The sequence below is a fragment of the Clostridium mobile genome, assembly GCF_018918285.1.
In the GTDB taxonomy this organism is placed as follows: Bacteria; Bacillota; Clostridia; order Clostridiales; family Clostridiaceae; genus Clostridium_AW; species Clostridium_AW mobile.
On sequence record NZ_JAHLQF010000004.1, the window covers coordinates 483,781 to 501,555 of the forward strand.

Sequence of the window (17,775 nt, forward strand, 5' to 3'; positions counted from 1 at the left end):
AATTTACCTCTCCATCTAATAAGCTCCGTCCCCTGTCAATGAGTCATCATTATCTATCCAATGTTGAACTTCTATGGCTCTATATTCATATCTGGTATCTCTTATTACTACTCTATCTATTCCTGCATTAATAATAAATCTTTTACAAAGAGCACAAGGTGAAGCGTTTTTTACCAATTCTCCCGTTGACTGCTCTTTTCCAACTAAATACATAGTGGCACCTATCATATCCTGTCTTCTTGCTGATATAATTGCATTTTGCTCGGCATGCACTGATCTACATAATTCATATCTAGTTCCCCTTGGAACATTTAATTCTTCTCTTCTACAGTATCCAATATTACAGCAATTCTTTCTTCCTCTTGGCGCCCCAGAATACCCTGTTGCAATTATTTCATCATTTTTTACAATTATAGCCGCAAAATTTCTTCTAAGACAAGTTCCTCTTTCTAATATAGTTGAACATATGTCAAGATAGTAATTATTTTTATCTATTCTCTCCATAATTCCTCCAAAATAACTTAAAATATGTATAACTACGTACTATTCTATACTAAAAGTGCAATAATTAAAAGTATAACTCAATAAAATAAAAAATACGACGCAATTTTTTATTAATTTAAAGTTGCAAATTGAGAATCAAGAGTTAAAAAAAGCATTCTGCTCATGCAGAATGCTTAATATATTCTCAAAAATTTTTCTATTATTTAGTTCCAAATAATCTGTCACCAGCATCACCAAGGCCTGGAACTATATATCCTTTTTCATTTAATTTTTCATCTATTTCAGCTACATAAATATCTACATCTGGATGTGCCATCTCAACAGCCTTTATTCCTTCTGGCGCTGCAATTAAACACATAAGTCTTATATATTTAGCACCTTTAGCTTTTAAAGATGTTATAGCATCCACAGCTGAACCACCTGTTGCAAGCATTGGATCAGTAACTATAATATCTCTTTCTCCAATGTCTTGAGGAAGTTTGCAGAAATATTCTACAGGCTTAAATGTTTCCTCATCTCTATATAAACCTATATGCCCTACCTTAGCAGCTGGTATCATACTTAGCATTCCATCTACCATACCCAATCCAGCTCTTAATATAGGAACTATAGCTACTTTTTTTCCTGCCAACATTCTACATTTAGCTTTACATATCGGAGTTTCAATTTCAACTTCTTCTAGATCTAAGTCTCTTGTAACTTCATAAGCCATAAGCATAGCTACTTCTTCAACTAGTTCTCTAAACTCTTTTGAACCTGTATTTTTATCTCTTATTAATGTTAATTTATGCAGTATTAAAGGGTGTCCTATCTGTGTTACTTTGCTCATTTTTATTACCTCCTAAAATTACTTATTATACTTCTTTTCTATTTGTGATATTTTATCAACCCTTTTTCCATGTCTTCCACCTTCATATTTTGCACCTAAAAAAGCTTCAACTATGTCAAGAGCCAATCCTGCACCTACAACTCTTTGTCCTAGAGCTAATATATTTGCATCATTATGTTCTCTACAAGCATGAGCACTAAAAGTATCTCCACAAAGGGCAGCTCTTACTCCTGGAACTTTGTTTGCTGCAATACTTATTCCTATACCTGTTCCACAAACTAATATACCAAAATCAAAGTTTTTAGCAGCCACTTCTTCTGCTACTGCCAAGGCATAATCTGGATAATCGCAGGAATCCTCTGTAAGGGTTCCAAAATCCTTAATCTCTATACCTTTGCTTTCTAAATGTTTAATAATTTCCTTTTTTAAAGGCAAACCTGCATGATCACTTCCTAAAGCAATTTTCATTATTATACACCTCCATAATTTTTCGTATATTAAAATACCTTAATGCTACGCAAAAAAGGAAGATAGAAATATTTAAGAAATACTCTTATCTTCCTCTAATTTATTTAATAGTAATAAAATACTATTTTCTAAATCTACAAATGTATCCGTATAAACGGAAATGCTGCCGCCATAAGGGTCTACAATATCCCCTTTTATGCCGACATAGCTATTTAATGAATTTATTTTCTCCTTATGTTGTGGGAAATTATGTATCAATAATTCACTCATATAAGAAGTCATAGTTAATATTAAGTCATATTCATTAATTAGTTCTTCTGTTAGTTTAACTGCACATCTATCACTAATATCTAATGCAAATTTTTCTTTAATAATAGATGCGGAATTTAAAGAAGTCTTACTATGTGGAATAGCTGCTATGCCTGCTGAAAATGCTAGAAGTGAATTATCCTTTTTTAATGAATTAAAAATAGCTTCAGCCATACAACTTCTGCAAGTGTTTCCAGTACAAACAAATAATACTTTCATAGCTTCCTCCACAAAACTTTAATAACTATCGTTAAACATTTTAGCTTAGTAGATAACATATGTCAACTATATTTTATATAATAATTATACATCAATAATATTATAACCTGATGATTTTTTAAGTCTATTCATAACTGCAATGCCTATACCTTTTTCTTCAAAGGATTCTGAAAATATCACATCAACTTTTTCATCGTCAAAAACCCTTAAAGTCTCAAATAGATTTTGAGCTATAGCGTCCATATCTAATCTACTTCCTAAAGATACAACGGATATACTTTTGTATAAACTTTTAGTTTCCTCTGTAGCGATTATCCCTACTTTTTGCCCTTTTCTTCTATACTCTTCTCCAATTTCATTTATTTTATCTACAACTTTATCTATATCGCCTTGTACTATTATTAAAGGAGCCTTTGGCGCATAATGTCTATATTTCATTCCTGGAGCTTTTGGCTTAAAGTCCCCTTCTATTTTATTTAATATAGCAGGATCTATATAAATATTCTTGTCTATTTCCTGTAACATTTCTAAGGTAACTCCACCTGGTCTAAGCACACAGGGAGGATATTCTGTACAATCTACAACAGTAGATTCAACTCCAACATTACACTTTTCTCCACCTATTATATATTCGATTTTTCCAAAAAGATCTTCAATACATCTTTCTATATCCGTAGGGCTTGGTCTTCCAGATATATTAGCCGATGGAGCAGCAATAGGTACTTCTGCTATTTTTATAAGTTTACGCGCTATCTCATTTGACGGCATTCTAATTCCTACACTATTTAATCCTGCGCTAGTTTCTTTAGGGATTAAATCAGTTTTTTCAAGTATAATTGTTAATGGTCCTGGCCAAAAACTTTCCATTAATTTTTCTGCAACCTTTGGAATTTTCTTAACTAAAGGTTTTATGCTTTCTATATCTGCTACATGCACTATTAATGGATTATCCTGTGGTCTTCCCTTTGCTATAAATATTTTTTTCACAGCATTTCCATCTAAAGCATTAGCTCCTAATCCATATACCGTCTCTGTTGGAAATGCTACTAACCCACCTTCTCTTATAACTTTACCGCATTCCATTAACGAAGCTTCATCCATATCATGTTCATCTAAAAAAACAACTTTTGTTTCCAAACTTACATCTCCCTTTGAATATTGTAAAATAGTTTATAGTATATTGATTAATACCAGTCCAAAAATCACTCCTGCTAAAATTCCTAAGGTACTAGATACACCTTCCCATAATTTTGAAGACTCAGGTATCATTTCTCCACAAACTACATAAAGCATTATCCCTGAAGCAAAAGATAAACTTAGCCCTAAAGCATTAGTAGAAAGCTTCCCGATATATGCCCCTACTAATGTTCCTAATATAGTTGGTGTAGCTGTAGCAATAGTGTAAAATAATATTTTCCATCGCTTAACTTTTGTGATCATTAGGGGTGCAGATATAGCAATACCTTCAGGTATATCATGTATAGCTATAATTAAACTCATTTTTATTCCTAAACTACTTCCTGCCGCAAATCCACACCCCATTATAACTCCCTCTGGAAAGTTGTGAATCATAAGCCCTATTGCTGTCATCAAAGCCATCTTTATATGTTTATCCATTTTATCATGTTGCAGTTTAGTATCAATAAAACTCACTAATATAATACCGGATATACAAGTAAGAACTGTATTAACAAAACTCCAATTTTGTAAAGCTTCCGGAATTAAATCAAAAACTACCACAGAAAACATTAATCCGCCTGAAAAGCCAATCAGAGCTCCTAATAGCTTTCGCGATGGTTTTCCTATAGAGATTCCTATTAACGCTCCTAAAGTAGTTCCCAAAAGAGATATTACGCTCCCCAATAGAATCAATAAAATTAATCTACTCAATTTATCACCTTTATAAAATTTGCTCTCTATAAGATAATATTTAAGGGGATATATAAATATTCTTAATACATTTCATTTCTATATTCTTTTATTTTATCTATTGTTTCCTCTGTAAATTGAGCATATACACAATTTCTATATATTATATCTAATAATTCGTACTTTAAATATCTTCCTTTTTTTATTATTGTAAAAAAATAGTCCTTTTCAGGGCTCAAAATTTTTATCTTATTATAATGATAAGCTACATAAGGATGATTTTTTAAGAATTTTTCGTTTATAGGAATCATTTTATCACTCCTGAATTTAGATGATGCTATAATTATTATTGAAAAATCTTTACTCTTATCACTTTTTCTTATGTAGTTTTCTATATGGACAAAAGCTACTTTGTTACACATTATATTTAGCCCATCTCTTTTTAAGCCTGAAATTATCTTAATTTTATAATTGTCATTATTTATTTTAAAATTTTCATTGTTTATTTTACTTAGTATTGCAATTATTATTAATATCTCTATTAATAATAAATATATTATATAAAAAATATTGACTTTATCAATTAATATTAAAGCAAAAGGCAAGACAAAAAAAATAAAGCTCATTATTAGCATGAATATCTTATAAGATTTTCTTTGCTTTATAATGGCTTTATTTATACTCATAATTACCTCTTCCCTTATATTATTAATTATTTCCTAAAGACTTCATTTTTTCTGCCTGATCTGTAGTTATAAGCGCATCTATTATTTCATCTATATCTCCATCAAGGAAAGAATCTAATCTATAAAGGGTTAATCCTATCCTATGATCTGTAACTCTTCCTTGTGGATAGTTATAAGTTCTTATCCTTTCACTTCTATCTCCAGTACCAACCTGACTCTTTCTATCCTCAGCTATACTTGCGCTTCTTTCAGCTTGTGCAATATCGTATAATCTTGACTTCAATACTTTCATTGCCTTATCTCTATTTTTAAGCTGAGATTTTTCATCTTGACATGAAACTACCATTCCTGTAGGTAAATGAGTGATTCTAACAGCTGAATCCGTAGTATTAACAGACTGACCACCGTGTCCAGAAGATCTAAACACATCTACCCTTATATCATTTGGGTTGATTTCAACATCTACATCTTCAACTTCAGGTAAGACTGCTACTGTGGCAGTAGAAGTATGAATTCTACCACTTGCTTCTGTATCAGGTACTCTTTGAACCCTATGCGCTCCACTTTCATATTTCAATCTGCTATAGGCTCCTTTTCCCTTAATCATAAATACTACTTCTTTAAATCCACCAATATCAGTTTCATTAGAGCTTACAGGCTCAATTCTCCAACCCATTCTTTCTGCATATCTAGTATACATTCTGAAAAGGTTAGCCGCAAATAGAGCTGCTTCATCTCCACCTGCTCCCCCTCTTATTTCAACAAAAACGTTCTTATCATCATTTGGATCTTTAGGAAGCATTAGGATTTTCAACTCATTTTCTAATATCTCTTGTTGTTCTCCTAATTCTTTAATTTCTTCTTGAACCATTTCTTTAAGGTCTTTATCTAAGTCTTCCCTTAACATCTCTTTATCTGATTCTAAATTTTCTTGCACTTTTTTATATTCTCTGTATTTTACTACAACATCTTCTAAATCTGAGTGCTCTTTACAAAGTTTTTGCCATTCTTTTTGATCTGCCATAACTGACGGATCACTTATCTTTATAGACAACTCTTCGTATTTATTTTCTATAAAATCAAGTCTATCTAACATATTTTCTCACTCCGTAATAATATTTTAACAACTATAAATTATATCATAGTTTTTTTATTTAATGCAATGAATTTATGCTAAAGTTTTTTGCCTTTTATCACTCTATCTAGTCCAGCTAAATCTTTTTTACATTCAATGTTGTAAAAATTATTTTCTTTAAGTAAATTCATTACATCCTCTCTCTGATCATATCCTATTTCAAAGGCTATTATTCCATTCCTTTTTAAAACCACTTTACTTTCTTCTATAATTCTCCTATAGAAGTTCAATCCATCTTCTCCACCACTTAGGGCTTCATAGGGTTCAAATTTTTTTACATCATCCATAAGGTCCTCTATCACCCTATCTTTTATATATGGTGGGTTTGATACTATCATATCATACTTTTTACCTTCTTTTATAGCATGAATCAATAAATCACTTTTATATACATTTACCCTATCCTGCATGCTATTTAAATAAATATTATCTCTTGTTACTTCTAGGGGAATCTCTTCAAGATCATAGCAATCTATCTGTGTATTATCGGTATATTTTGCTATAGATATACCAATTGCCCCACTACCACAACAAAGATCACAAATATTTTTATATTCATTTTCTATTATATCATTAATTGCTTCTTCAACTAAAATTTCTGTATCCGGTCTAGGTATCAATACCCCTTCTTTTATTTTAAAATTCAAGTTCATAAATTCACATTCACCCAGCATATATTTTATAGGCATTTTATTCTTTCTAATATTCACCAATCTAAGATATTCATTCATTTCACTCTTACTTACTTTATAATCTCTATTTATCATAATAAATAACTTATCTTTGTTTATAGCCTTTGCTAATAACAACTGACAATCTAATTTATAACTAGGTATGCTTTCTTCTTTAAGAATATTAAATCCCTTAATCAATAACTCTCCGATTGTGAATTCACTATTATTCATTGTCCTCTATTCCTTCCGCCACCTTTAATGATTTTATAGCTACTTCTAGTTGAGATAAATCTGGTTCATTAGTAGTTATTTTCTGCAGAGCAAGGCCTGGCATTGCCATAACTCGAGATAATAAACTATTTCCTCTTCCCATCCATTTTATTATTTCATAAGTTATTCCTGAAACCACTGGAAGTAACAATAATCTATATATTATCCTCTGTGGTAGGCTTTGCCATCCCACAAGAGAAAATAGCATTATGCTTACAATCATAACTAGAAACATAAAGTTTGTTCCACATCTTGGATGAAGTCTAGAATATTGCTTTGCCTTTTCTGGAGTTAACTCATCTCCATTTTCATAGCAAAATATAGCTTTATGCTCTGCACCATGATATTCAAAAACTCTTCTTATTTCTTCCATTCTGCTTATAACTAATATGTATATAACAAAGAGAGTTACCCTTATTAATCCTTCTATTATATTTAACATTACTGTATTTTCTATTCCAGTTTTTTTGAATAAATTGGCTATTACATTAGGTAAGGCTATAAATAAGGTGATTGATATTATTATAGAAATAAAAAAAGAAAATCCCATTATAATATTATCACTTTTTTCTTTAAATATCCCCTGAAACCACTTATCAAACTTAGATTCCTCTACTTCATCTTCGAAAAAAGAAGCAGAGTAGTTTAAACTCTTCATTCCTATTATTAGAGATTCTATTAATGAAACAAATCCTCTTATAATAGGAAGTGCTAATATTTTATTCCTCTTTGAATAAGGTTTAAAATCTTCTTTTGTTACTACAATTTCACCATCACTTTTTCTTACAGCAGTTGCTATGCCTTCTTTTCCTCTCATCATTACACCTTCAATAAGAGCCTGCCCCCCTACAGAACAGTTTTTTTTCATCATCTCACCTCATCTTTAATTACTTCATGGCATTTTCTACATCTAGCTTCATAAGATTCCTTAGCTCCAACCAAAACTATTGGATCATCATATCTAGCTGGTTGTCCATTAATTAATCTTTGAGTTCTAGTTGCTGGTCTTCCACATTTCATACATACAGCTTGAATTTTATCTACAAATTCTGCTACCGCCATGAGTTCAGGCATATTTCCAAAAGGTTCACTTTTGAAATCCATATCCAATCCTGCACATATTACCCTTTTATGTTTATCTGCAATATCACATACTACCTTCACAATAAATTCATCAAAAAATTGAGCTTCATCTATAGCTACTACTTCCACATCATCATCAATAAGCTCCAATATTTGAGTAGAATTTTTTACAGGGATGGCTCCTTCTTTATCTCCACAATGGGACACCACATCTTCTTTGCTATATCTATTATCAATTTCCGGCTTAAACACTTGTACCTTTTGTTTTGCAATTTTAGCTCTTCTTATTCTTCTTATTAATTCTTCAGACTTGCCGCTATACATAGGGCCTGCTATTACTTCTATCCATCCATGATTGTTTGGTCCGTACATAATTCGTTCCTCCTCGTATTTTATAAAACAAGTATATTTTATCAGACATGGACAATATATTAAAGAGTGTAATCAAAATTTATTGACTAATGAATTAAAGCTATGTTATAATTTAGTAGTTAAAAATTCAGATACTGAGATGCAGAATTCGAAAGAGGTGAAAAAAAATGAGAGAAGGCATACATCCAGATTACCAAGAAGCGGTAGTTAAGTGTGCATGTGGAAATACTTTTACTACAGGTTCTACTAAAAAAGAACTTAAAGTTGAAATATGCTCTAAATGCCACCCATTCTTCACTGGCAAGCAGAAGATAGTTGATGCTGGCGGAAGAGTTGAAAGATTCATGAAAAAATTCAACATAGCTAACGAAGAATAATTTAGTTATTTCGACTTTAAAATACTCAATATAAGCCCGAATATTTGCAAATATTCGGGCTTGTTTGGGTGTTATTTCTTTATACTTCTTATTATATCATATTTACTATCGTCACTTTCTACAAAACCATCTATGGCAGAATTAATTCCGTGAAAATCATTGAAGCTTACAAAAGTTTGCTGTAGTTTATTTACTAACTCCTTGTCCAGTTTACAATTGGCGGCTATAGCATCTTTGGGAATATCTTCCGTTTTGTTTATAATACACAATTCATCTATGTTTACCCCCTTCTTCTTAGCATTATCAATAGCTTCACTGTAGGTAGCACCTGCATCTACTTCACCGTTTAATACAGCTTTTATTACATTATCATGGCTTCCCATATAAGACACCTTTTTAAAATCCTTTTCTGGATTAAACCTGTTGTTTTTCAATAAATTCCTAGCATATAAATATCCAGATGCACTTTCAACATCTACATATGCAAAATTTTTATTCTTTAACTCATTTATAGTTTTTATCCCTCTATCCTTTCTTGATATTATATATCCATTATAAAAAGTTTTTCCATTAACTTTTGGTGTTACAATTGGTATTACACCATATTTTTCATGAGCGCTTACATAAGCAAAAGGCGAAAACCACCCTACATCTATAGAATTACTTTCTATCCCTCTTCCTAATGCATAATAATCTTTCACTATAATAACTTTTGCTTTATATCCTATAGAATTACATACTCTCTCTAATATAGGAATATAAGTGTCTTTTATATTTTTAGGAGAAGTAAAGGGATTTATGCCAAATATAATCTCATCATCCTTCTTTAATTTAGCTGCAATTTGTTGTACCGAATCAGCTGTTTCACTCAATTTATTACAAAAATTAAGAATTTCCTTATTTTTAATTTGCTGTGAGCTTAACATTTCTTTGGCCCCTATAGTAACCCTATGAGTTTTTTCTACAGCCCCTGTTATAGCATCTATAGCTAGCTCCATATTATTAGAAGTATTCATCTGTTCATTAGCTACTCCTTTTAAACCTTTCATTGAAGTAGATATTTCCCCAACTATATCTCCTATTTTATTTACCAACTGTTTTGATTCATCTACGATGGTATTAGTATTTCGTATTTTATCCATACATATATTCATATGAGAATTAGATTCTTTAAAATCTATTATTATGTCCTTCACTATATTTTCTATTTCTAATACAGCCTCATCTGTTTTCTCTGATAATTTTCTTATTTCTTGAGCCACAACAGAAAATCCTTTTCCCGCTTCTCCTGCTCTCGCAGCTTCAATAGAAGCATTAAGAGCTAATAAATTTGTTTGACTAGATATTTGCTTTATGTAATTCACGAAGTTGCCTATTTTACCAGATAGTTGTTGGAATTTTATGTTCCCATTATATAAATTTTCTATGCTTTTATTCAATTCAATAAGATAAAATCCTATACTTTCTATCGTACTTTTATTACTATTTAACATATTAAAAGATTCTTCAGAATTATGTTCTATTTCCAATACATCATTATTAAGTTTTTCAGATATATGAACAAGTTCATTTATACCCGCACTTATTTCTTGGGCACTTGCATTATTTTGCTCAGTAAAATTTTCCACTTCATTTGATACGCTTACCACCCTATCTGACATATCCATACTATCTTTATATAGCCACAATAGTTGTTGAATATCAAATCCTATAGTTTCCCAGCTCTGAAACAATTCTTCATAATGTTTATCTTTCTTCTTAGAATCAACAAGTTTAAAATCTTTTTTCTTATCCAAACTTTGCACTTTATTGTATATGTATGTCCACATCCACAACAAAAATAAATCTATAACTGTTAATAGAATAAATATTCCGAAATTATGAATGATAAAAAAATTCAAAAAAAGATTTATTATAATTATTATAATCGCAAAATATCCCAAAAATCTTTTGTTAAACACATATACCATCTCCCCATATGATATTTTTGTAAATAATAAGTTCAAAATACAATATAAATACATTTTACTAAAATATGGTCGAAATAACAATTATATTTATATAATTAAAAAGAGCAAGTTCATCAACCCGCTCTTTGTTTTACTTATTGTTTTTATCCTTAAAATCTAATTTACTTATTATTGATACAAATTCATCATTATTTTTAGTTTTAAACAGCATATTTATTAGTTGTTCTGTAACATTTTGTGTGTTATTGTCATTATATAATACTTTTCTTATATTAAACGCCGCTTCATATTCTTTAGCTGAAAGAAGCAGATCCTCTTTTCTCGTACCAGATTTATATATGTCTATCGCTGGGAATATTCTTCTTTCTTGAAGCTTTCTATCTAAATGGACCTCCATATTTCCAGTACCCTTAAATTCTTCAAATATCATATCATCCATTCTACTACCAGTTTCAACCAAAGCCGTAGCAAGTATTGTTAAGCTTCCACCTTCTTCGATGTTTCTTGCTGCACCAAAGAATTTTTTTGGCATTATTAATGCTCCTGGATCTAACCCTCCAGATAAAGTTCTTCCAGTAGGAGTTATAGTTAAATTATACGCTCTTGAAAGCCTTGTAATACTATCAAGCAATATTACAACGTGCTGACCTTGCTCAACCATTCTCTTTGCTCTTTCAAGAACCATATAAGCAACCTTTGTATGATGTTCAGGTTCTTCATCAAAAGTGGAGTATATAACTTCTCCTTTTATTGATCTTTGCATGTCGGTGACTTCTTCAGGTCTTTCATCAATTAATAATACTATCAATTTTGCTTCTGGATGGTTTATGGAAATGCTTTGAGCTATCTTCTTAAGTAGAGTTGTTTTTCCGGCTTTAGGCGGAGCAACGATTACCCCTCTTTGCCCTTTTCCTATAGGACATACTATATCCATTAATCTAGTTGATAAATCAGAGCTATTCATTTCTAATTTTATTCTCTTATTTGGGTATATAGGAATCAATGTCTCAAATGGTCTTCTTCTTACCGCTCTCTCGGGTTCTTCCCCATTAACCTTTTCTACATAAAGCAAAGCTTTAAACTTTTCTCCTTCTTTAGGAGTTCTAACTTTACCTTCTACTTCATCTCCTGTTTTTAAATTAAATCTTCTTATTTGAGAAGGAGATACATATATATCATCAGGTCCTGTTAAATAATTCTTACCTCTTAAAAATCCATAATTATTAGTTTCAATTATTTCTAATACCCCTTTAGCGGTATCAGATTCATTAATCATTTCAATGAGCCTTTCTTTTTTTTCCTCACCTTTATCATTATCTGCTAATGGCTCAGACTTCTTGCAATCTTCTGAAAATACTTCTTCCTTTGAACTTTCTATACATTTCTTGTCTTTATTATCATCTATGTTATCATTCACTTCTATAACTTTATTAGTTTTAGGAGTTATTTTTTCCCTTAGTATTACTCCGTCCTTCTCTATGTATATAGGCGAAAGTTTCTTTATTTCTTCTATCAATTCTATTTTTTTATATTTTGATAAATTTTTTATACCTAATTCTTTAGCTATATCTTTTAATTCATTTAATGTCATGTTTTCCAAATCGTTGTTTGACAAAAAATTACACCTCCAATATTTAATTGTAAAATATATATAAACACATTGGGAAAATATCAAGAGATAAGTTGGAAAGGATATACTGCTTTAATATTATACCTTATTTTACAATATTAATCTACATTTATTTAGAAAAGAAATTTTATCCCATAGCTAGGAATCACTTGATAAAAATCCGTATATATCTCTATGAAAGTTATTGTATTTTGATATTTTATCTTGTATTTTATTTTCATTTCCTATATATAATACAGGCGTACCAAATTTCTCACATCCCCCGATAGATACCCCCTTATTAATTAATTTCCTATATGAAAAATTATACTTATGATTATCTCCACAAATTGGACAAATTATACTAATATCTAAAACTCCACCATCTATTTCTGCCTTTTTAACAACATCAAACACATAAACACACTGACTAAACTGAAACAAAGAAGTATTTAACATAACATATTTGCCGTTATTACCTTTAAACGCAATACTTACATTAGGTTTCAATATCATAATATCACCTCTTTAAAGGTTTTTCTTTAATATATTAATTTCTATATTTATTATTAAAATCCTTCAAGATATAAAATTAACTATTACAAAATAAAATACACGCCCATAAGGGCATGTATTTTATTTTAAGGTGGCTTTTATAAATTCTCTAAACAAAGGATGAGGTCTATTAGGTCTTGATTTTAGCTCTGGATGAAACTGAACTGCAACTAACCAAGGATGATCCTTAACCTCCACTATCTCTACAAGTCTTCCATCTGGACTTGTTCCCGATATAATTAATCCTTTTTCTATAAACTCATTTCTATATTCATTATTAAATTCATATCTATGCCTATGTCTTTCATATATGATTTCTTCTCCATAAGCTTCATATGCCTTGCTTTCCTTAGCTAATTTACAAGGGTATAATCCAAGTCTCATTGTTCCACCCTTCTCATCAATATCTCTTTGCTCAGGCATTAAATCTATAACTGGATAATCTGTATTTACATTAATTTCTGAACTGTTTGCATCTTTATGCCTTAGAATATTTCTTGCAAATTCAATTACTGTACATTGCATACCTAAACATATTCCAAGTAAAGGCGTTCTACTCTCCCTGGCCCATTTTATGCTTTCTATCTTCCCTTCTGCACCTCTATCTCCAAAACCTCCTGGTATTAATACACCATCTACACCTTTAAGAATTTCTCCTACATTTTCTTTAGTGACCTCGGAAGAATCTATCCATTTTATTTCCACATTTGCATCATTTGCATAACCACCATGGCTTAATGCTTCTGCCACTGAAATATATGCATCATGTAATTCAACATATTTGCCAACTAAACCTATGGTAACTTTCTTTGACAAAGACCTTATCTTACTTACCATATCTGCCCAGTGCGAATTATCTATTTCTTGCCTACAATTTAAGTTTAACTTTTCACAAACCAATCTATCTAATCCTTCGTCGTGAAGCATTAATGGAACTTCATATAAATTTTCCGCATCTAGATTTTGTATTACTGATCCTTGATCCACATTACAAAATAACGCAATTTTACTTTTTAAATCCTCAGATATAAATTTTTCCGAACGGCAAACTATAATGTCAGGCTGAATACCTATTCCTCTTAATTCCTTTACTGAATGTTGTGTTGGTTTAGTTTTTAATTCACCAGATTTACCTAAGTAAGGAATTAGAGTAACATGAATAAAACAAACATTTTCTCTTCCAACATCATATTTTATTTGCCTTATTGCCTCCAAAAAAGGTAAAGATTCTATATCTCCAACAGTGCCGCCGATTTCTGTTATAACTACATCAACATCTCTTTCTTTGCCTACTCTGTATACTCTTTCTTTTATTTCATTAGTTATATGAGGGATTACTTGTACTGTTCCCCCTAAATATTCCCCTTTTCTTTCCTTGTTTATAACTGACCAATATATTTTACCCGCAGTTATATTGCTATTTTTACTTAAGTTTTCATCAATAAATCTTTCATAGTGACCTAAATCTAAATCTGTTTCCGCTCCATCATCAGTAACAAATACCTCTCCATGCTGATATGGACTCATTGTTCCTGGGTCTATGTTTATATATGGGTCAAATTTTTGAATAGAAACTTTTAATCCTCTATTTTTTAATAACCTTCCCAAAGAAGCTGCCGTTATTCCCTTTCCTAATGAGGATACTACTCCACCAGTAACAAATATATATTTAGAATTACTCATAAAATTATGCCCTATAAAATTAATAGAGCAAACTTCACCCCCAACTTTAAAATTTATGTTGACAAATAATAATAACCATATTATAATAAAAATTACCCTATCATTATAATGGGGATATTATATTTATAATCACATACAGATTATAATAACATACATGTAGACTTTTTTCTACTATTTTTTGTTCTTATCTTATTTTTCTAGTATGTTTTCCGCCTCAAAATACATATCCCTTATTCTTTTATTAAACATTAATTTTTCTTCAGCTTTTTCCAAATCATTTTTTACTTTATTTCCATTTTTAATTTGAAAATCTTTTTTTAGTCTTTCTATATCTACGCAATTATATTTTTTTAATAATAGAAATAATAAGTATTTGCATTCTTCATCCATCAATATTTTAATCAATTCCTCTTTTTTTACGCCTTTATATCCACATAATAGTTCAATAATCTTATCATAATGAATTTCACTATTAAAATATTTCATGATATCATCTCCACCTCTTTATTAGAAATAATATCCAATATATCTAATTTTAAACATAAAAGCACAATAGCTTTAAACTATTGTGCTTTTATGTTTATCTTTAATAATGTATTTTGAGGCTTTTCACCCGAAATACTTAAATTGTAATCAATAAGTATATCTCCTCCATTGTCATCTACATCGATATTCAACTTTTTAGTATCAATTTTTAATTCTAAAGGTCCATAAGGAGTATTATAAAGTACTATAGCGTCTTTATTATTTTCGAAATCCATTCTTGTACTTGTTGTTCCCATCCTTATTAGAGAAAATTTATTGTCATTACAATTAATCTTAAAAGTTGTTGTAGTTCCTTCCATGCCTGCCAGTTCTGTTTCATCATAAACTACATAGTAACAATTTTCCTTTTTGTAAAAATTGCCCGGAGTAACTACTTCAATAATATCTTCCTTCTTTTTTGACTGTATACTTGATACAGAAACAAGGGCATTTTTTTTCATAGAAAGACATCACCTCCTAACTTAAACTTTACTGTATAATATATTTATTTATCTCTTCTTCCGTTGCAGGCTCTATCCATATATAATTATTATTTAGTAGACTTTTAAACTTTCCATATTTAACTTTTATACTATCTTCATCTTTACCTTTAGAATATCTGCCAGTAATCTTTGCCGCAAGTTCAATATCTTCTTCACTAGGCTCTCCAATAATCAAAACCATAGATCCATTATAATCTGCAGCAAAAAATACCCAATCCTCTTCTCCTAGATATTTTTTTATTTCATCTCCTTCTACTTTTGTTCTAGTAGAAATAATCTTTGCACTAGAAGATATTCTAAAATGCCTTCCATATCTTAAAAGCTCTAAATCTTTATCTTTAGGTTCTTTAATATGTTCTAATAATTCTTTAAGCCTTCTAGAATAATTCGGTTCAGTCAATTTGCATCCACCTGCTGGAGAAGGATACTCCTTAATTCCCCATTTCTCTGCTAATTCCATTTGAACTTTTCTTCCTCTTCCAGATATATCAAGCAACCTTTCTCTATCTACCAACCCATTCAATTCCATTTCAGTAGGTGGCAAATTTTTAGCACAAAGGGGCCTTAATATTTTATCACTAAATCCAGAATGCTTCTTTACTATATCTAATGCAGATCTATTTTGAGACATAGGTCTTTGATTCAGTACTTCTCCAGTTATTATGAAATCAGCATCTAATTCATCTAGTAACTTACCTGTATAATTCATCATCAAGCTATGACAATCAATACAAGGATTCATATTTTTCCCATAACCAAACTTAGGGTCCTTTACAATTTTAAAGTGCTCTTTAGCAAAGTCTACAACTTTCAATTGAATACCTATCTGATTAGTCATTTTTAAAGCACTATCTTCATTAAAAAAATGAGATTTAAAGCATATTCCAATTACCTCTATACCCTGTTCTTTTATTAGTCTGGCTGCTAGAATACTATCTAGCCCTCCTGATATCATAGCTAAAGCTCTTGTCATATATAATCACCTTTCTAGTTTTATTATACATCTTTGATTATTGCTAAAGATATTAATTCATCTATAAGCTCTGAATAGCTTTTACCTGATGCATCCCATAATTTTGGATACATACTTATTTGAGTAAATCCAGGTATAGTATTTACTTCATTAAAATAAAACTCTCCCGTTTCTTTATCCATTAAGAAATCCACTCTAGATAATCCTTCACAATCTAGAAGTTTATAAATTTTTATTGCTAAATCCTTAATTTCTTCCTCTTCTTTTTTATTTAAATTTGCAGGTATTAGCAACTTAGAGTTTTCATTATTATATTTAGCCTCATAGTCATAGAATTCTTTTGCAGGTATAATCTCTCCCGGAACTGCAGCTTTTGCATCTTCATTGCCAAGTACAGCTACTTCTACTTCTCTTGCATTAATTGCTTCTTCTACTAAAATTCTCTTATCATATTTAAAAGCTTCTTCCAAACCATTCTCTAACTCTTCTCTATAGTGAGCTTTAGTTATTCCCACTGAAGAACCACTGTTTGCTGGCTTTACAAAAACATCATATCCTAAACTTTCTTCTATTTCCTCAATTATAGCTTCTTTATTATCATAATAACTGTTCTTATTTACAACCACATATCTAGCTTGTTTTATTTTAAATTTTTCTAAAACATATTTAGTATATATTTTATCCATGCATAAAGCAGATGATAAAACTCCCGGTCCAACAAAAGGCAGTTTTAATAGTTTACACAATCCCTGCACTGTTCCGTCTTCACCATACATCCCGTGTAATACCGGAAAAACAACGTCTACTTCTCTATTAAATAATATATTTTGTCCATTAGCTAATTTATTTTTTTCGTCCTTTTCCCAATCTCCTGTTTTTATATTATTAATATCGCCTTTATAACAAAACCACTGTCCATCTCTTGTTATTCCTATAGGATAAATATCATATTTATTTTTATCAATATTATTTAATACCGAAGTTGCTGATACTATTGATACTTCATGTTCAGTAGATTGTCCACCAAAAAGAATAGCTATTTTTTTCTTCATTCTAACCGCTCCTCATCCTAATAATAGATTTAATTGTTGTGTTAATATAAATTAACACAACAATTAAACAGTCACTATACTATTTTATCATAAAAACAGAATTAATAAAT

20 protein-coding genes are annotated in these 17,775 nt (G+C 30.3%); 1 reads left to right on the forward strand and 19 read right to left on the reverse strand.

Going from position 1 to position 17,775, the window contains the following annotated elements; genetic code table 11:
• Positions 1-15: 15 nt before the first annotated feature.
• From KQI86_RS17560 to KQI86_RS17610, 11 genes are all read right to left on the reverse strand, one after another.
• Complete coding sequence (locus KQI86_RS17560; RefSeq protein ID WP_216440711.1) at positions 16-504, reverse strand: deoxycytidylate deaminase; 489 nt, start codon at positions 502-504, stop codon at positions 16-18.
• A 199-nt stretch (positions 505-703) separates the two neighbouring features.
• On the reverse strand, positions 704-1,333 hold the full coding sequence (gene upp / locus KQI86_RS17565) for a uracil phosphoribosyltransferase (protein ID WP_216440712.1): 630 nt from the start codon (positions 1,331-1,333) through the stop codon (positions 704-706).
• An 18-nt stretch (positions 1,334-1,351) separates the two neighbouring features.
• Positions 1,352-1,801 carry a ribose 5-phosphate isomerase B gene (rpiB, locus tag KQI86_RS17570; RefSeq protein WP_216440713.1) on the reverse strand — a complete coding sequence of 150 codons (450 nt, stop codon included), beginning with the start codon at positions 1,799-1,801 and terminating at the stop codon, positions 1,352-1,354.
• Positions 1,802-1,873: 72 nt separating this feature from the next.
• Positions 1,874-2,329, reverse strand: a complete 456-nt coding sequence (locus KQI86_RS17575; protein WP_216440714.1) for a low molecular weight protein arginine phosphatase — start codon at positions 2,327-2,329, stop codon at positions 1,874-1,876.
• An 84-nt stretch (positions 2,330-2,413) separates the two neighbouring features.
• Positions 2,414-3,466, reverse strand: a complete 1,053-nt coding sequence (locus KQI86_RS17580) for an L-threonylcarbamoyladenylate synthase (RefSeq protein ID WP_216440715.1) — start codon at positions 3,464-3,466, stop codon at positions 2,414-2,416.
• Positions 3,467-3,499: 33 nt separating this feature from the next.
• Positions 3,500-4,219, reverse strand: a complete 720-nt coding sequence (locus KQI86_RS17585; protein ID WP_216440716.1) for a ZIP family metal transporter — start codon at positions 4,217-4,219, stop codon at positions 3,500-3,502.
• A gap of 62 nt (positions 4,220-4,281) precedes the next feature.
• Positions 4,282-4,884 carry a hypothetical protein gene (locus tag KQI86_RS17590; protein WP_216440717.1) on the reverse strand — a complete coding sequence of 201 codons (603 nt, stop codon included), beginning with the start codon at positions 4,882-4,884 and terminating at the stop codon, positions 4,282-4,284.
• Between the two features lie 22 nt (positions 4,885-4,906).
• Positions 4,907-5,980 (reverse strand): peptide chain release factor 1, encoded by a 1,074-nt coding sequence (gene prfA / locus KQI86_RS17595; protein WP_216440718.1) that lies wholly within the window; start codon positions 5,978-5,980, stop codon positions 4,907-4,909.
• A 77-nt stretch (positions 5,981-6,057) separates the two neighbouring features.
• On the reverse strand, positions 6,058-6,924 hold the full coding sequence (gene prmC / locus KQI86_RS17600; RefSeq protein WP_216440719.1) for a peptide chain release factor N(5)-glutamine methyltransferase: 867 nt from the start codon (positions 6,922-6,924) through the stop codon (positions 6,058-6,060).
• Complete coding sequence (locus KQI86_RS17605) at positions 6,917-7,831, reverse strand: DUF1385 domain-containing protein (protein WP_216440720.1); 915 nt, start codon at positions 7,829-7,831, stop codon at positions 6,917-6,919. The genes prmC and KQI86_RS17605 overlap by 8 nt, the downstream gene beginning before the upstream one ends.
• Complete coding sequence (locus KQI86_RS17610; RefSeq protein ID WP_216440721.1) at positions 7,831-8,418, reverse strand: thymidine kinase; 588 nt, start codon at positions 8,416-8,418, stop codon at positions 7,831-7,833. The genes KQI86_RS17605 and KQI86_RS17610 overlap by 1 nt, the downstream gene beginning before the upstream one ends.
• 167 nt (positions 8,419-8,585) lie before the next feature.
• Here KQI86_RS17610 and rpmE point away from each other — a divergent pair, with 167 nt between their 5' ends.
• Entirely contained in the window at positions 8,586-8,795 is a 210-nt protein-coding gene (rpmE, locus tag KQI86_RS17615; protein WP_216440722.1) for a 50S ribosomal protein L31, read from the forward strand.
• A gap of 71 nt (positions 8,796-8,866) precedes the next feature.
• Here rpmE and phnD read toward each other — a convergent pair whose 3' ends face one another.
• The 8 genes from phnD to KQI86_RS17655 all read right to left on the reverse strand — a co-directional run bounded on the left by phnD (position 8,867) and on the right by KQI86_RS17655 (position 17,665).
• Positions 8,867-10,600, reverse strand: coding sequence for a phosphate/phosphite/phosphonate ABC transporter substrate-binding protein (gene phnD / locus KQI86_RS17620; protein WP_425514392.1), 1,734 nt, complete (start codon positions 10,598-10,600; stop codon positions 8,867-8,869).
• 295 nt (positions 10,601-10,895) lie between these two features.
• Positions 10,896-12,380 carry a transcription termination factor Rho gene (rho, locus tag KQI86_RS17625; protein ID WP_216440723.1) on the reverse strand — a complete coding sequence of 495 codons (1,485 nt, stop codon included), beginning with the start codon at positions 12,378-12,380 and terminating at the stop codon, positions 10,896-10,898.
• Between the two features lie 153 nt (positions 12,381-12,533).
• Entirely contained in the window at positions 12,534-12,890 is a 357-nt protein-coding gene (locus tag KQI86_RS17630; protein ID WP_216440724.1) for a hypothetical protein, read from the reverse strand.
• Between the two features lie 120 nt (positions 12,891-13,010).
• Complete coding sequence (gene pyrG / locus KQI86_RS17635; RefSeq protein ID WP_216440725.1) at positions 13,011-14,612, reverse strand: CTP synthase; 1,602 nt, start codon at positions 14,610-14,612, stop codon at positions 13,011-13,013.
• A 189-nt stretch (positions 14,613-14,801) separates the two neighbouring features.
• A complete protein-coding gene (locus KQI86_RS17640; protein ID WP_216440726.1) occupies positions 14,802-15,098 on the reverse strand; it encodes a hypothetical protein in 297 nt (98 codons plus the stop codon).
• 77 nt (positions 15,099-15,175) lie between these two features.
• Positions 15,176-15,598, reverse strand: coding sequence for a YwiB family protein (locus tag KQI86_RS17645; protein ID WP_216440727.1), 423 nt, complete (start codon positions 15,596-15,598; stop codon positions 15,176-15,178).
• A gap of 28 nt (positions 15,599-15,626) precedes the next feature.
• On the reverse strand, positions 15,627-16,613 hold the full coding sequence (locus KQI86_RS17650; protein WP_216440728.1) for a tRNA 4-thiouridine(8) synthase ThiI: 987 nt from the start codon (positions 16,611-16,613) through the stop codon (positions 15,627-15,629).
• Between the two features lie 23 nt (positions 16,614-16,636).
• Positions 16,637-17,665 carry a D-alanine--D-alanine ligase family protein gene (locus tag KQI86_RS17655; protein WP_216440729.1) on the reverse strand — a complete coding sequence of 343 codons (1,029 nt, stop codon included), beginning with the start codon at positions 17,663-17,665 and terminating at the stop codon, positions 16,637-16,639.
• Between the last annotated feature and the right edge of the window lie 110 nt (positions 17,666-17,775).

Coding starts and splice junctions, on each gene's coding strand:
- KQI86_RS17560 (WP_216440711.1), bottom strand. CDS start 504: ATGGAGAGAATAGATAAAAATAATTACTATCTTGACATATGTTCAACT.
- upp (WP_216440712.1), bottom strand. CDS start 1,333: ATGAGCAAAGTAACACAGATAGGACACCCTTTAATACTGCATAAATTA.
- rpiB (WP_216440713.1), bottom strand. CDS start 1,801: ATGAAAATTGCTTTAGGAAGTGATCATGCAGGTTTGCCTTTAAAAAAG.
- KQI86_RS17575 (WP_216440714.1), bottom strand. CDS start 2,329: ATGAAAGTATTATTTGTTTGTACTGGAAACACTTGCAGAAGTTGTATG.
- KQI86_RS17590 (WP_216440717.1), bottom strand. CDS start 4,884: ATGAGTATAAATAAAGCCATTATAAAGCAAAGAAAATCTTATAAGATA.
- prfA (WP_216440718.1), bottom strand. CDS start 5,980: ATGTTAGATAGACTTGATTTTATAGAAAATAAATACGAAGAGTTGTCT.
- prmC (WP_216440719.1), bottom strand. CDS start 6,924: ATGAATAATAGTGAATTCACAATCGGAGAGTTATTGATTAAGGGATTT.
- KQI86_RS17605 (WP_216440720.1), bottom strand. CDS start 7,831: ATGAAAAAAAACTGTTCTGTAGGGGGGCAGGCTCTTATTGAAGGTGTA.
- KQI86_RS17610 (WP_216440721.1), bottom strand. CDS start 8,418: ATGTACGGACCAAACAATCATGGATGGATAGAAGTAATAGCAGGCCCT.
- rpmE (WP_216440722.1), top strand. CDS start 8,586: ATGAGAGAAGGCATACATCCAGATTACCAAGAAGCGGTAGTTAAGTGT.
- KQI86_RS17630 (WP_216440724.1), bottom strand. CDS start 12,890: ATGATATTGAAACCTAATGTAAGTATTGCGTTTAAAGGTAATAACGGC.
- pyrG (WP_216440725.1), bottom strand. CDS start 14,612: ATGAGTAATTCTAAATATATATTTGTTACTGGTGGAGTAGTATCCTCA.
- KQI86_RS17640 (WP_216440726.1), bottom strand. CDS start 15,098: ATGAAATATTTTAATAGTGAAATTCATTATGATAAGATTATTGAACTA.
- KQI86_RS17645 (WP_216440727.1), bottom strand. CDS start 15,598: ATGAAAAAAAATGCCCTTGTTTCTGTATCAAGTATACAGTCAAAAAAG.
- KQI86_RS17650 (WP_216440728.1), bottom strand. CDS start 16,613: ATGACAAGAGCTTTAGCTATGATATCAGGAGGGCTAGATAGTATTCTA.
- KQI86_RS17655 (WP_216440729.1), bottom strand. CDS start 17,665: ATGAAGAAAAAAATAGCTATTCTTTTTGGTGGACAATCTACTGAACAT.